The organism is Enterobacter sp. PGRG2, from assembly GCF_030291195.1.
Lineage (GTDB): Bacteria > Pseudomonadota > Gammaproteobacteria > Enterobacterales > Enterobacteriaceae > Enterobacter_D.
The window spans coordinates 1,546,364-1,559,267 of the sequence record NZ_CP127837.1 but is presented as its reverse complement, the minus strand read 5'-3'; the positions used below and the strand labels follow the sequence as shown (position 1 = coordinate 1,559,267).

The following is a 12,904-nucleotide window of genomic DNA, read 5'->3' as shown; positions in this document are numbered from 1 at the left end:
GAACTGCCCTTTTCCGCCCTCTGGGCGCTGTTGATCGGCATCGGCATCGCCTTTACCCCCTGCGTACTGCCGATGTATCCGCTGATTTCCGGCATCGTGCTCGGAGGCAAACAGCGCCTTCGCACAGGCCGCGCCCTGCTGCTGGCGTTCATTTATGTGCAGGGCATGGCGCTGACCTACACCGCGCTGGGCCTGGTCGTGGCTGCCGCCGGGCTGCAGTTTCAGGCGGCGCTGCAACATCCTTACGTGCTGATCGGACTGGCGGTCCTCTTTACCATGCTGGCGCTGTCGATGTTCGGCCTGTTCTCCTTACAGCTGCCTTCCGCGCTGCAAACCCGCTTAACGCTGTGGAGCAATCGTCAGCAGGGCGGCTCCCCCGGCGGCGTCTTTGTGATGGGGGCCATTGCCGGGCTGATTTGCTCCCCCTGCACCACCGCGCCGCTCAGCGCCATCCTGCTGTACATCGCCCAGAGCGGCAACCTCTGGCTCGGTGGCGGCACGCTGTACCTGTACGCGCTGGGAATGGGCCTGCCGCTGATACTGATCACCGTCTTTGGCAACCGCCTGTTGCCGAAAAGCGGGCCATGGATGGAGCAGGTCAAAATCGCCTTTGGCTTTGTGATCCTCGCTCTGCCGGTGTTTTTGCTGGAGCGTGTCCTGGGCGATACCTGGGGGCTACGGCTGTGGTCGATGCTCGGCGTCGCCTTCTTCTGCTGGGCGTTTATCTCCAGCCTTACGGCAAAAGCGGCGTGGGTGCGCATCGTGCAGGTGGTTCTGCTGGGCGGCGCGCTGGTCTGCGCGAAGCCGTTGCAGGACTGGGCCTTTGGCGTAAGCGCCGCGCAGAACCTGCCGCACCTTAACTTTACGCCAGTGGCGGATCTGGATGCGCTGCATCAGGCGCTGGCTCAGGCGAAGGGCAAACCAGTCATGCTCGATCTGTACGCCGACTGGTGCGTGGCCTGTAAAGAGTTTGAGAAGTACACCTTCAGCGATCCGCATGTTCAGGAAGCGCTGAAAGATACCGTACTGTTGCAGGCCAACGTGACGGCGAACACCGCGGCAGATGCCGCTCTGTTACAGGCGCTGCAGGTGCCTGGACTGCCCACGATCCTGTTCTTTGATGCGCAGGGCAACGAACAATCCGCCTTACGGGTGGCCGGTTTTATGGACGCGGCGGCCTTCGCCGCGCATTTGCGCAATCGCCAGCCGTAAACGACACTGTGAATGGGAAAAACGGTTCAATAACGCAGGAGGACACCGTGCAACGCGAAGATGTTTTGGGGAACACTCTGCAATTACTTGAACTTAAAGGGATTGCTGATACCACGCCAGAGATGATCGCCGAACGTATCAATTATCCGCTGGATGAATTTTTACGCTTCTGGCCCGATAAAGACGCGCTGATTTATGATGCGCTGCGTTATCTGAGCACGCAGGTCGATACCTGGCGCAGGCAACTGCTGCTGAACGACGACCTCAGCCTTGAGCAAAAATTGCTGGCCCGCTATGGCGCGCTGAGCGAATGCGTCGCGAATCACCGCTATCCCGGCTGCCTGTTTATCGCCGCCTGTACCTTTTACCCGGATCCGGCGCACCCGATCCATCAGCTGGCGGCGCAGCAAAAAAGCGCGGCCTATGAGTTCTCGCACGATCTGCTGCGAAAGATCGGCATTGAAGATGCGCCTATGGTCGCCAAACAAATGGAGCTGGTGCTGGAAGGCTGCCTCAGCCGGATGCTGGTTAACCGCAGCCAGACGGATGTCGACACCGCCCAGCGCCTGGCCGAAGATATTCTGCGTTTCGCCCAGTGCCGTCAGGGCGGCGCGCTGACCTGATCTCAGTGCAGCAAACCCGCCCAGGCTGACAGCAACAGACAGAGCGCCATCGSCCGCTGAAAGCCGCGCAGCGCCGACGGGGTGCGGAAAATCCGGTTAACGGCATTGCCGGACAATGCCCAGCCGCTCAGGCAGATCACCGAAATCAGCAAAAACAGCAGCGATAACAGGGTGATGTCCCGCAGCGGATGCGCCCCGTGCGGCGCAAACAGGCTCACCACCGCCAGCGCCATCATCCAGGTCTTGGGATTGATCAACTGTAACAGCGCCGCCGATCTGGCGCTGAAGGGCTGTTGCGCCTCATCAAACTGCGCCGCCGGTGCGCGGAACAATTGCCAGCTCATTAAGCTTAACCACAGCGCTCCCATCCAGCTCATCACCGTACGCACCAGCGGATGATCCCGCAGCACCTCCCCCGCGCCCGCGCCGGAAACAAAGACAATCAGGCTCGCCGCCAGACAGGCCCCCGCCACGGCAGGCAGCGTGGCTTTGACGCCAAACCGCTGGCTGCTGGCCAGAATGAGGATATTGGTCGGGCCGGGCGTGATGGACGCCACAAAGGCAAACAGCATAAACGGCAGATACGCAGACAACAGATTCACAGGCAGGGCTCCTTATAAGTGATGCCCTGACTGTGGCGTTATTTTTCGCGCGGGTCTGGAAGATTTGTGCACAGCCTGCGGTAATGCGCCGGTGACAGCCGGTAGGCACGCTGGAACCAGCGCCCGAGATGGCTCTGATCGGCAAAACCGAGCGCCGCCGCCACGCTGGCGGGTTGCTCCCCCTGCGCCAGCATCGCCCGCGCCTTCGCCAGCCGCAGCTGGATCAGCCAGGCGTGGGGCGACAGATGAAACTCCCGTTTAAAACAGCGCGTCAGCGTGAAGCGATCGGTGCCGGTTTCCCGCGCCAGATCGTCAAGGCCGATATTCTCCCCGACAAAAGCATACAGATAATCCCGCGCACGATGGGCTATGGCCCCGCTCTGCACCTGCTCCGGCAGCCGTTTGCGCCACTGGCAGTGCTGTGTCAGCTGGCTTAACAGATTGTCCATGGTGCTGTGTTGCAGAATGCGCATCTCATCGCTGTGCAGCGCGGTAAACGTCTGCGCGATGGCCCGCACGAGCGCCGGTTCACGGGCAATGGTGCGGTTAAAATGCAGCGAATAGCTCGAAGGCACGGCGTCATACAGCCCGCGCAGGGTGTCGGCGAGCCAGCGCTCATCCAGATAAAAAGTCAGATAGGTAAAGCCCCCCGCCACCGGCGCATCGCCGTCGTGGATTTCGCCAGGCTCCAGCAAGAACGCATCCCCCGGCGTGCTGCGATGCTGTTCGCGGCGGCAGTGAAACTGCTGCGTGCCGGTCAGCGTCATTCCCACCAGATAGCTGTCATGCCAGTGCGGATCGTAGGCGTGCCCTTCAAAGTGCGCGCGGATCGTTTCTATGCCGGTTTCGTCGTGCTGCCGCAGCTCCAGCCAGTCTTGTGCCATATGTCCTCCCGGATCTCCGAGTGTAGCATTCACAGCCGCGTGGGGAATGTCTGGAAGATTTGTGCAGCCAGGCGAAAAATGGCTGAGATTGCAGCAAACTGCCGTAAATTTAAGCAACTAAACGCGATTTCCGGAAATAAGGTTGACGCCGTAAAGCGATTAAGGTTTAATGCGCCCCGTTGCCCGGATAGCTCAGTCGGTAGAGCAGGGGATTGAAAATCCCCGTGTCCTTGGTTCGATTCCGAGTCCGGGCACCACTATTCAGAAAAACCCGCTTATGGCGGGTTTTTTGCTTTCTGGCATCTCATTTAATCGCTTCTATTTATTGCGTAGCGTTAAGCTCTCAATCAAATCCCCTAACGTCACCATTAACATCATGGGATCAATCTGCTGGCTTGCACTGGCTCAGGGTAGTGATCATTTTTTTTGCTCCCACGGGGCGGCAGTTTGCATGGTTTTTCGAAGCGACACATTCTGGGAAGGGATCTGACCCATCCGCATGATAAATTTCTGACAGGAATCAGGATCGATCATGATAATGCGCTGATCGATCAGCGCTTCTCCAGCGGCACGACCGATCATCTCTCCTTCGGCGGGCTTAATGCGCAAAGTCAGTGGTTCGTATTTAACTGACATAATGCGTTTCGCTGACATGATGTTGTCCTCCGGCATGCTTTCAGGTCAGTAATAATATCGTATGCAAAATACCAATGTTGTGACAGGGTTTATCTGTTCAACTCTGCTTGCCCGGCGGCGCAGGCTTGCCGGGCCTACATGATCCCGGCAAGCTTTTACAGCAGGCTACGCTTACACACCTTTTACCCAGCGCGGCGCTTTCATCATGTCGGCGAAATACCACACCAGTTCACACAGCAATCCTGTAAGAGTTTTCTCCATATCCGGCGGCAGCGACTGGCTGTTCAGTACGCGCGTTAAGGTCAGGCAGTATTCACAAAGCAGGTCGGATTCCGGTTCGAAACGCGGCGGTTCCGCAGGCGGGGTATCAACCGTGAGCGCCGGAATAAGATGCGGCGGGATGGCATCATTGAGCGTGGGTTGCAGCAGCGTCAGACAGGCATTGAGTCGCCCGCACATGGCGAGGCGCAGCGCCGTATCATCGCTTTCAATCAGCGCTTCGGCGAAGTGCTCGCAGTGATCCGCCAGCACGGTGAAATCTGTATCTGCGGTGAAGGGAACGGTAAGTAAGTTATTGGACTGCTCTATATAGGTAGCCATAAGGGTAGACTCCAACGAGGTTTTATAACCCACCACGTAAGAGACCAATCTTATGGGTGGTGGGACTGAACGGAGTTGGTCTTACCGGTCTCGTTGGCTACCGGCGCACCTTGCGGCGCCCCCGTTCAGCCCACCATTGAGATGTAGCAGAACGCACGACATAAAAATCAATGTCGCCAACGAGTTAACATCAGGAGACCAATCCCGGCACCTGATTTTGCAGGTGCGGGAAGATGCTACTGCCAGACGCGATTAACGGCAAGCGGAAACAGTAGCGCGATTTGCGGCGCGCCTCGCAAAGACGGTCCAAAAACTGTCGTACCCTTTCGGCGATGTTAACAATGCCTTCTGCGCACTCTGCTGGCGTTACTGGTGACAGTTTATCTGCGAGTATGTTGAACACCTCATGCCCGAAAGTTATACTTTGTATAAACAAATGGGGAGTTCGCGATGAGCATTGCAATCAAAAAATGGGGAAACAGTAATGGCGTTATCCTTCCCGCCCTGCTTCTCAGGCAACTGGGTGTCAGCGCTGGTCAGTCTCTGGATGCAGAAGTCCGGGACGGCGCGCTTATTCTGACGCCAGTACGTCAACGCTATACGCTTGAAGAACTGGTCGCACAGTGCGATGCCAGCGCACCAGCAACCAGCGAAGAAGAAATATGGGGTAAGGATGCGCCAGTGGGGAATGAAATATGGTAAAGCGTAAGCAGGGATGGCAGCGCGGCGATATAGTCATGGTTGATTTTAATCCTGCTGTTGGCAGCGAACAGCGGGAACCACGTCCGGCATTGATTCTTACGAAAAAACTGTTTAACGATTTGGGCATGGCGTTCGTCGCACCGGTTACTCAGGGCGGTAATTATGCCCGTCATGCCGGGTTTACCGTTTCGCTTTCCGGCTCTGGCAGTAAAACGCAGGGGGTGGTTCTTCTCAATCAGGCCCGGATGATTGATCTCAACGCCCGCGACGCCCGGTTTGTTGAAGTCCTGGACGAAGCCGTTGTTAACGATGTCCTGCTCAGATTCTCTACCCTCGTCGAAGCAGATTAAGCCGCTCACCCGCACCCCACCTTCCTGCCCAGCAGTTCCGGCCACAGCGCTGCCCAGTTTCCACCGTGATCCATTCCGGGGATCACCGCCACCTGCGTACAGCGCGGGCCGGTCGCCTGACGGAAACGTCCGGCCACGGCGGGCGGTACGGTACTGTCATCCGCGCCGCTGTAATGGATCTGCGGCAGGTTTTTCAGGGCCGGGGCGACATCAATAGCGCTCTGCGCGTCCGGCATTGGGGTCACATGATGCAGTGCATTCACATAAGCCACATCCAGATTGCCCGCCACCGTGCGCAGCGCGATGACGTCCTGTCTGCGGGCCGCCAGCAGCGCGGCGATATTGCCGCCGCCGGAATAGCCCACCAGCTCAAACTCCACCTGCGGATATTGCGCCTTCACCTGGCTTAACGCCGCGTTCATCGCCGCCACGACCGCGGCGGAAAAACGCTGATCCGTCCATACGCGCGGCTGACAGGCGGCGGGCAGCGGCGGGCCGATAAACTGACAAGGGCGCGCCAGATACAGCACGTTCGCCGACGGATCCGCCGCCGCCAGTTGCAGGCCCACCGGGTTACGCGGCGTCGGATCGTCAGACGGGCGCGTACGGCTGACCCAGGCAAAACCATCCCCTTCGATATATACCCGCAGACGCGTAACCGGCGGCGTGATGCGCTGCCAGCCGCGCACAGTAATCCAGTCCGTGACGAATTCTCGCGCCTTCAGCTGGCGTTTTTTCGCAAGTGTGCTAGCAGTCTCGCGGGGATCCGAAGTAGTACAGCCGCTTAACAATAAAACGAAGCTAATCAATAACACAGCTTTAAAATACCCACGATTTATTACCATTTCCTGGCTCCACGCGAGAGAGGTTTAAGTTAAATATTAAAGTAAGCCTTAATTCCGCCGATAAATCATTAAGCACCGCTTATTGTTTTGTTAGCCATTAAGTGGGTGTTCTGCGCCGGAGACAAATTCAGATTAGTCTGAACAGTGTTACTACCCGCACATACTTTTTACAAACAGCGCGACATCGCAATGGTACATCATGAATAAATTACGTATCTGCCAGCAAGGATCTTTGCTGGTTGCTTTAACCTCCGCGCAAGGACTGCTGGCACCACACGCACTCGCTATATCGAGTGATTACACCATTAATACCCCACAGTCCGATGTGCAGATCGCCAACGCTTACGATCGGGTCATTATTACCGATCAGGGTTCTGTCACGGCTCCCCCCAGCGGCTCCGCGCTGCATGTTATGTAGGGTATATCCGTTAATACCCTGAATAACGACGGTAGCATCAGCGCTGATAATGCGAATATGTATACGCAGTCTAACGGTATCTGGAATGAAGGCACTATCGGCACCCTGAATAACACCGGCACCATTACCTATACAGGTAATAATAACGCTGGTAATAATGCTGCGGTCTACAATACGGGTGAGATCGGTACCTTTAATAACGAGGGTACAATTAAGAGTGCCTATATAGGTATCCGCAATGACGGCCTTATTAACACGCTGACTAATAACAGTAAAATTAGCGGCTCCCTTGTCGGGTTATATAACCGGAATAATGCCGCTATTAACAATAACGCAGGCAGCGTGATCATTAACAACGGTCTGATCAGCGGTGCCTACGGGATCTACAGTTACAATTATCTGAATAACACCAGCACCCTGAATCTGGTAAACAACGGCACTATTACCGGCACAACCTATGCAATTCATGCCTCCGGTAATAATGGCTCCGCCATGGTGTTGGCTAACAGCGGCACGATCAAAGGCACGTTACGCTCCGATAACGGCGCATCGCTGGATATTATCGGCGGTAGCAATAATAACGTTGGCGTACTGACCGGCACCAACGGTATCGGTAAGATCCTGAGCGCCAGCGATGTCTTCTTCCGCTCCGGCTCGCTGCTGCTGAATGATAACATCAATACGCCAGGCACTGTGGTGAACGACGCGGCCAGCCTGCAGGTGAACACCCCGCTGAATATCACTGGTAATTACCATCAGAATGCCACTGGCGCGCTGATCCTTGGCGTGGCTGATAATGCGGTCGCGACCGGCGATAAAGCAGCCGACAGCAGCTATGGCCGTCTGGTTGTCAGCGGCGCGGCTACCGTTGATGCAGGCTCCAGCGTCTCCCTCGCGCGTACCGGCAACACCTATCAGTTTGCGGCGGGTCAGCGTTATGTGGTGATCGACGCGAACAGCGCTAACACAAACTACAACGCCGGGACACTGAACTATAAAGCCGCAGGCTATGACGGCCTGGTGACAGGCTCCACCGTCACCGACAATACGAACAGTGCGCTGGTGGTAACTCTGGAAAAACCACCGGTCGTGGTCACACCGCCTGAAGTAAGCGTGCCTGTCGAGACGCCGGTGGTAGTTACGCCGCCTGTGGTCACCCCCCCGGTGGAAACAATACCTGTTGTCACGACACCCGCCGAAAAACCGCCGGTCGTTACCGTGCCGGAAGTGATCACCCCGGTCGTCACTACCCCGGTGTTGCCGCCTGTGGTGGTGACTCCGCCGGTGACTGCGCCTGCTGAACCGCAGCCTGCTGAGCCAGTACGGGCAACCACGCCTAACGCCACGGCGTCGCTGGGTGGTCTGGCGAATTACTCCGGTATCTCTTCGCAGCTGCTGGAGCTTTACAACGCCTCGCTGGCCATTGACGGCGAGCAGGAAGCGAACCGCGTCGGCGAACGTCTGTCCACCGGGCAGAGCATCAGCGCCAGCACGGCAACCGGCGTGGCGAACTCCACGGCGATGTCAGTGGTGGGCAATCATATGGATACCGTGCGTAATCCGCAGACGGCGGGTGCCAGCGGGGTATCCACCGGTGATGACTACAGCAACTGGATCGTCTGGGGCCAGCCGTTCGGCGGTTATGCCCGTCAGGACACCACCGACGACGTCAGCGGCTACAGCGCGAAATTCGGCGGTCTGATCCTCGGCGCCGATCGCGCGCTGGGCGACGACTGGCGCGTAGGTGCAGCGATGAACTACAGCAACACCTCGGTGCACGGCAAAGACAACCTGAGCGGCAACACCTCAACCGCTGACAACTATGGCGTGATTGGTTATGCGGCTTACACCGGCAATCCGTGGTTCCTGAATCTGTCTGCGGCAGTGAACCGTCAGAACTATGACTCGGTGCGTCGTGCTGATTTCACCGGCTTCTCCGGCACGGCGAAGGGCAAGTTCAACGGCCAGTCCGTCACCCTGCAAAGCGAATTCGGTTATCCGCTGACGCTGCCTGCGCAGGTCGTGGTCACGCCGCTGGCCGCACTGGCTTACAGCTATCAGCATGTTGATGGCTATAAGGAAAGCGGTGGCAACGGCATGGCGCTGGACGTGGATGCCTCACACTCCCAGTCCGTGATCAGCGATATCGGCGTCCGTGTACAGAAAACCGTGGATACCCCGCTGGGCGCGCTGACTCCGTTTGCGCAGATCTCCTGGATCCACCAGTACGATAACCGTCGCATGAGCAATAATGCGTCCTACGTGGCCGATACCCTGGGCGAAACCCAATTCACCACCAAAGGCGCGTCGCCGGTGAAAGATATGGCGGGACTGGCAGTGGGCACCACGCTGTACAGCGCCAATGATCTGACCATCGACGCCCGTTACGATGTTCAGGCCAGCGATACTTACCAGGCGCACACCTTCAGCCTGCGTTTAAACAAATCGTTCTGATTTAATTCTACGGGGCCGGTAACGGCCCCTGTTATTTTCAGGTTGTCTCCGCCGCCGTTCCGGTCAATAGTTAAGGTTTTCATCCGGATGAAAACCCATGCCATCCTCTCTGTTAAAAGTCGCAGCCCTGCTGCTGGCGCTGATTGTTGTCTACACCGGTATTTACGCTGGCGATAAAATTACCTGGCTGATGGAAGTCACGCCGGTGCTGATCCTCGTTCCCCTGCTGTGGGCCACCCACGCGCGCTATCCCCTCACCCCCTTGCTGTATACGCTGATTTTTTTCCACGCCATTATTCTGATGGTCGGCGGCATGTACACCTACGCCAAAGTGCCGATTGGCTTTGATGTGCAGGCGTGGCTGGGGCTTGACCGCAACCCCTATGACAAACTCGGTCACTTTTTCCAGGGGCTGGTGCCGGCGCTGGCAGCGCGGGAGATCCTGGTGCGCGGTGCCTTTGTGCGCGGGCGGAAAATGCTCGGCTTTGTGGTGTGCTGTATTGCGCTGGCGATCAGCGCCATGTATGAGCTGATCGAGTGGTGGGCGGCACTGGCGATGGGCCAGGGCGCGGACGATTTCCTCGGCACCCAGGGCGATCCCTGGGATACCCAGTCAGACATGTTCTGCGCGCTGCTGGGTGCGCTGACCACGGTGCTGCTGCTGGCGCGTTACCATCAGCGGCAGTTATCCCGTTACCTTAACGCGGCCTAACCTCTATACTCTGGTCATCATTTCCCGACGGGCATTTATGATGACTCCAGCACTGACCCGCTCATGGCGGCTCCCCGGCGCGATAACCTGCACCCTTATCGCGCTGGCGGCTCTTCTGCTGTTGCACCACCACTGGGGCGCTTTTTTGCAGTGGTGCCTGAGCACGCAGATCACGCTGCACCGTTATCTGGTGATGTATCTGCTGCAACTCAATAATCATCAGCTGAGCGGCGGCCTGTGGCTGCTGGTCGGCGCGTTCTTTTACGGCGTGCTGCACGCTATCGGGCCGGGGCACGGCAAATTTATCGTTACCACCTGGCTCGGCACCAATCAGGAAAGCCCGCTGGCGGCGCGGCTGATCCCGTTTTTCGGCAGCCTGTTGCAGGGCGTCAGCGCCATTGCCTTTGTCTTTATCCTCGCCGTTGGCTTTAACCTGGCGTCGGGGGATCTGAGCCAAAGCCGCTGGTACGTCGAAAAAATCAGCGCGCTGCTGATCGGCGGCTTCGGCTGCTATGTGATCTATCAGGCCGCCAGAAGCCTCCCCACGCGCGGACTGCGTATCCACCGTATGAAACCGCTTCACGCCGGACATGCGCCGGACTGCGGCTGTGGTCATCATCATGGCGTGGGCTTAGCTACCAGCGGCGACTGGAAAACGCGCGCGGGCGTGATGCTCTCTATCGGCGCGCGCCCGTGCAGCGGGGCGATCATGATTTTGCTGTTTTCGAATGCGCTGGGCATGGTCAGCTGGGGCATGGCAGCGGTGATGACCATGTCGCTCGGCACAGGTCTTTCGATCATCGGCCTGTCGCTGGCGGTACGCTATGCCCGCAACCGTACGGCGGCGCTGTTTGGCGGGCAGCGCCAGACATGGATTGTTCCGGCACTGAAAATCGCCGGAGGGATGGCGATAATACTCTTTGCCTCAGTGCTGTTTTTAACGGTAATACCGGTGAGCGCGAACGGGGATTTTATTGCGGCGGGATGTTAACCCTCTCCCATGGGGAGAGGGTCGGGGTGAGGGGAAAATTACTCGTCGATACGCGGGTGCTGCTGCACCAGACGGGTACGCTTCTCCTGCAGTTCAGCGATCTCCTGATCAATATCTTCGATTTTCTGCTCGATATTGTCATGATGCTCACGCAGGATCTCACGGGCTTCCTGAATGTCCGACGCCGCCGGGGTTGCGCCGCGCAGCGGGCGGTTCGCCGTCTCTTTCATGGTAATACCGGTAATCAAACCAATCACCGCCACCACCATCAGGTAATACGCTGGCATCATCAGATTCTCTGAGCTTTCCACCAGCCAGGCGGCCAGGGTTGGCGTCAGACCGGCAATCAGCACCGAGATATTAAAGGCGCTCGCCAGCGCGCTGAAGCGGATATGCGTCGGGAACATCGCCGGTAAGGACGAGGCCATCACGCCGGTGAAGCAGTTCAGGATCACCGCCAGCATCAGCAGCCCGGCAAAAATCAGGCCGATGATATTACTGTTGATCATAATGAACGCCGGAATAGCCAGCGAGAACAGCGCCACGCTGCCCAGAATGATAAACGGGCGGCGGCCAAAACGGTCGCTCAGCAGGCCCATCACCGGCTGCACAAACAGCATCCCGATCATGATGGCGATGATAATCAGTACGCCATGATCTTCGGAATAGTGCAGGTTATGGGACAGGTAGCTTGGCATGTAGGTCAGCAACATGTAATAGGTCACGTTGGTGGAGATCACCAGACCAATACAGGTCAGCAGGCTGCGCCAGTGTTTGGTGGCAATCTCTTTGAACGAGACTTTCGGCCCGTCCTGCAACCCTTCGCGATCGCCCTGCTCCAGCTTATCCACATGCTGCTGGAACGCCGGGGTCTCTTCCAGCGCATGACGCAGATAAAGACCAATCAGACCCAGCGGCAGCGCCAGGAAGAACGGCAGACGCCAGCCCCAGTCAAGGAAGTTCTCTTCACCGACGACGGTGGAAATCAGCACCACCACGCCCGCGCCCAGCACGAAACCGGCAATGGAGCCGAAATCCAGCCAGCTGCCCATAAAGCCGCGCTTACGGTCAGGAGAGTACTCCGCCACGAAGATTGACGCCCCGGTGTATTCGCCGCCCACCGAGAACCCCTGCGCCATTTTACACAGCAACAGCAGGATCGGCGCCCAGATGCCTATAGAGGCATAAGAGGGGATCAGACCAATACAGAAGGTACTGACGGACATGATGACAATCGTCATGGCGAGTATTTTCTGACGGCCATACTTATCGCCTAACATGCCGAAGAACAATCCGCCCAACGGACGAATAAGGAAAGGTACAGAGAAGGTCGCCAGCGCAGCGATCATTTGCACGCTGGGGTTAGCATCCGGGAAGAAGACCTTACCGAGCGCATAAGCAACAAATCCATAAACACCGAAATCAAACCACTCCATCGCATTACCCAGCGATGCGGCGGTGATTGCTTTGCGAAGTTTCCCATCATCAATAATGGTCACATCGCGCAGCGTGATTGGCTTTACTTTTTTCCTTTTTAACATTCTTTATCCTCATGGACTTTGCCCTGAACGCACAGCCGACGGAAGCGTAAAAACTCTCGTCATTACACTACACAGTTAATGGTTGCCGGGTGATTGCGTTCTTTAATATCAAGCGTAGCAGGTTTGGTTACGTAAGCTGGTTAAAGTCTGGACAGCCAAACCTGTTGACGCCTGTTCGGGCAGTTAATGACCTCTTTACCCTAACAGGGTTTAAAACCGTGATCAACTTCACACATATTTACCCACCACTGACAAAACCCTCATTTTTATGGGAATAAGGTGATCCTCAAACGAATCACTAACCCGGTCAAAAACACCTTATTTTTACAACTCA

The 12,904-nt window shown here is 57.1% G+C and carries 14 protein-coding genes and 1 tRNA gene; 9 read left to right on the top strand and 6 right to left on the bottom strand.

Translation table 11 applies throughout. The features are described 5' to 3' along the window. Together QRD42_RS06730 and QRD42_RS06725 are read left to right on the top strand one after the other, a co-directional pair. Window positions 1–1,212: protein-disulfide reductase DsbD (locus QRD42_RS06730; RefSeq protein WP_321988468.1), on the top strand; the 1,212-nt coding region annotated here is incomplete at its 5' end. A gap of 47 nt (window positions 1,213–1,259) precedes the next feature. Then, window positions 1,260–1,835, top strand: coding sequence for a transcriptional regulator (locus QRD42_RS06725; protein WP_072570236.1), 576 nt, complete (start codon window positions 1,260–1,262; stop codon window positions 1,833–1,835). 2 nt (window positions 1,836–1,837) lie between these two features. Here QRD42_RS06725 and QRD42_RS06720 read toward each other — a convergent pair whose 3' ends face one another. Then, window positions 1,838–2,437, bottom strand: a complete 600-nt coding sequence (locus QRD42_RS06720) for a LysE family translocator (protein ID WP_321988467.1) — start codon at window positions 2,435–2,437, stop codon at window positions 1,838–1,840. Between the two features lie 38 nt (window positions 2,438–2,475). After that, window positions 2,476–3,321 carry an AraC family transcriptional regulator gene (locus tag QRD42_RS06715; protein WP_321988466.1) on the bottom strand — a complete coding sequence of 282 codons (846 nt, stop codon included), beginning with the start codon at window positions 3,319–3,321 and terminating at the stop codon, window positions 2,476–2,478. A 181-nt stretch (window positions 3,322–3,502) separates the two neighbouring features. Here QRD42_RS06715 and QRD42_RS06710 point away from each other — a divergent pair. Then, window positions 3,503–3,578 (top strand) — tRNA-Phe (locus tag QRD42_RS06710). Window positions 3,579–3,738: 160 nt separating this feature from the next. Here the strand turns inward: QRD42_RS06710 and QRD42_RS06705 are convergent. Both QRD42_RS06705 and QRD42_RS06700 read right to left on the bottom strand, forming a co-directional pair. Continuing rightward, window positions 3,739–3,975, bottom strand: coding sequence for a hypothetical protein (locus QRD42_RS06705; RefSeq protein WP_072570233.1), 237 nt, complete (start codon window positions 3,973–3,975; stop codon window positions 3,739–3,741). 153 nt (window positions 3,976–4,128) lie between these two features. After that, entirely contained in the window at window positions 4,129–4,557 is a 429-nt protein-coding gene (locus QRD42_RS06700) for a hypothetical protein (RefSeq protein WP_072570232.1), read from the bottom strand. A gap of 450 nt (window positions 4,558–5,007) precedes the next feature. On the opposite strand from QRD42_RS06700, the gene QRD42_RS06695 reads away from it, so the two are divergent. Continuing rightward, window positions 5,008–5,259, top strand: coding sequence for an AbrB/MazE/SpoVT family DNA-binding domain-containing protein (locus tag QRD42_RS06695; protein ID WP_072570231.1), 252 nt, complete (start codon window positions 5,008–5,010; stop codon window positions 5,257–5,259). Then, complete coding sequence (locus QRD42_RS06690) at window positions 5,253–5,609, top strand: type II toxin-antitoxin system ChpB family toxin (protein ID WP_072570230.1); 357 nt, start codon at window positions 5,253–5,255, stop codon at window positions 5,607–5,609. Before QRD42_RS06695 ends, QRD42_RS06690 begins: the two co-directional genes overlap by 7 nt. Window positions 5,610–5,614: 5 nt before the next feature. Here QRD42_RS06690 and QRD42_RS06685 read toward each other — a convergent pair whose 3' ends face one another. After that, window positions 5,615–6,454: an alpha/beta fold hydrolase gene (locus tag QRD42_RS06685; RefSeq protein WP_321988465.1), complete on the bottom strand. Its 840-nt coding sequence runs from the start codon at window positions 6,452–6,454 to the stop codon at window positions 5,615–5,617. 199 nt (window positions 6,455–6,653) lie between these two features. On the opposite strand from QRD42_RS06685, the gene QRD42_RS06680 reads away from it, so the two are divergent. The 4 genes from QRD42_RS06680 to QRD42_RS06665 all read left to right on the top strand — a co-directional run bounded on the left by QRD42_RS06680 (window position 6,654) and on the right by QRD42_RS06665 (window position 11,029). After that, entirely contained in the window at window positions 6,654–6,872 is a 219-nt protein-coding gene (locus tag QRD42_RS06680; RefSeq protein WP_321988464.1) for a hypothetical protein, read from the top strand. Window positions 6,873–6,929: 57 nt separating this feature from the next. Then, entirely contained in the window at window positions 6,930–9,326 is a 2,397-nt protein-coding gene (locus QRD42_RS06675; RefSeq protein WP_321988463.1) for an autotransporter domain-containing protein, read from the top strand. A gap of 97 nt (window positions 9,327–9,423) precedes the next feature. Continuing rightward, window positions 9,424–10,038, top strand: a complete 615-nt coding sequence (locus QRD42_RS06670) for a DUF2238 domain-containing protein (protein ID WP_318375671.1) — start codon at window positions 9,424–9,426, stop codon at window positions 10,036–10,038. Between the two features lie 37 nt (window positions 10,039–10,075). Then, on the top strand, window positions 10,076–11,029 hold the full coding sequence (locus tag QRD42_RS06665) for a nickel/cobalt transporter (RefSeq protein ID WP_318364141.1): 954 nt from the start codon (window positions 10,076–10,078) through the stop codon (window positions 11,027–11,029). Between the two features lie 38 nt (window positions 11,030–11,067). On the opposite strand, the gene proP is transcribed toward QRD42_RS06665, so the two are convergent. Next, on the bottom strand, window positions 11,068–12,570 hold the full coding sequence (gene proP, locus QRD42_RS06660) for a glycine betaine/L-proline transporter ProP (protein WP_072570225.1): 1,503 nt from the start codon (window positions 12,568–12,570) through the stop codon (window positions 11,068–11,070). Window positions 12,571–12,904: the final 334 nt, after the last annotated feature.

What these genes read in the sequence shown, in the direction of transcription:
- QRD42_RS06715 (WP_321988466.1), bottom strand. Translation starts at nt 3,321, where the DNA reads ATGGCACAAGACTGGCTGGAGCTGCGGCAGCACGACGAAACCGGCATA.
- QRD42_RS06705 (WP_072570233.1), bottom strand. Translation starts at nt 3,975, where the DNA reads ATGTCAGCGAAACGCATTATGTCAGTTAAATACGAACCACTGACTTTG.
- QRD42_RS06700 (WP_072570232.1), bottom strand. Translation starts at nt 4,557, where the DNA reads ATGGCTACCTATATAGAGCAGTCCAATAACTTACTTACCGTTCCCTTC.
- QRD42_RS06695 (WP_072570231.1), top strand. Translation starts at nt 5,008, where the DNA reads ATGAGCATTGCAATCAAAAAATGGGGAAACAGTAATGGCGTTATCCTT.
- QRD42_RS06690 (WP_072570230.1), top strand. Translation starts at nt 5,253, where the DNA reads ATGGTAAAGCGTAAGCAGGGATGGCAGCGCGGCGATATAGTCATGGTT.
- QRD42_RS06685 (WP_321988465.1), bottom strand. Translation starts at nt 6,454, where the DNA reads ATGGTAATAAATCGTGGGTATTTTAAAGCTGTGTTATTGATTAGCTTC.
- QRD42_RS06680 (WP_321988464.1), top strand. Translation starts at nt 6,654, where the DNA reads ATGAATAAATTACGTATCTGCCAGCAAGGATCTTTGCTGGTTGCTTTA.
- QRD42_RS06675 (WP_321988463.1), top strand. Translation starts at nt 6,930, where the DNA reads ATGTATACGCAGTCTAACGGTATCTGGAATGAAGGCACTATCGGCACC.
- QRD42_RS06670 (WP_318375671.1), top strand. Translation starts at nt 9,424, where the DNA reads ATGCCATCCTCTCTGTTAAAAGTCGCAGCCCTGCTGCTGGCGCTGATT.
- QRD42_RS06665 (WP_318364141.1), top strand. Translation starts at nt 10,076, where the DNA reads ATGATGACTCCAGCACTGACCCGCTCATGGCGGCTCCCCGGCGCGATA.
- proP (WP_072570225.1), bottom strand. Translation starts at nt 12,570, where the DNA reads ATGTTAAAAAGGAAAAAAGTAAAGCCAATCACGCTGCGCGATGTGACC.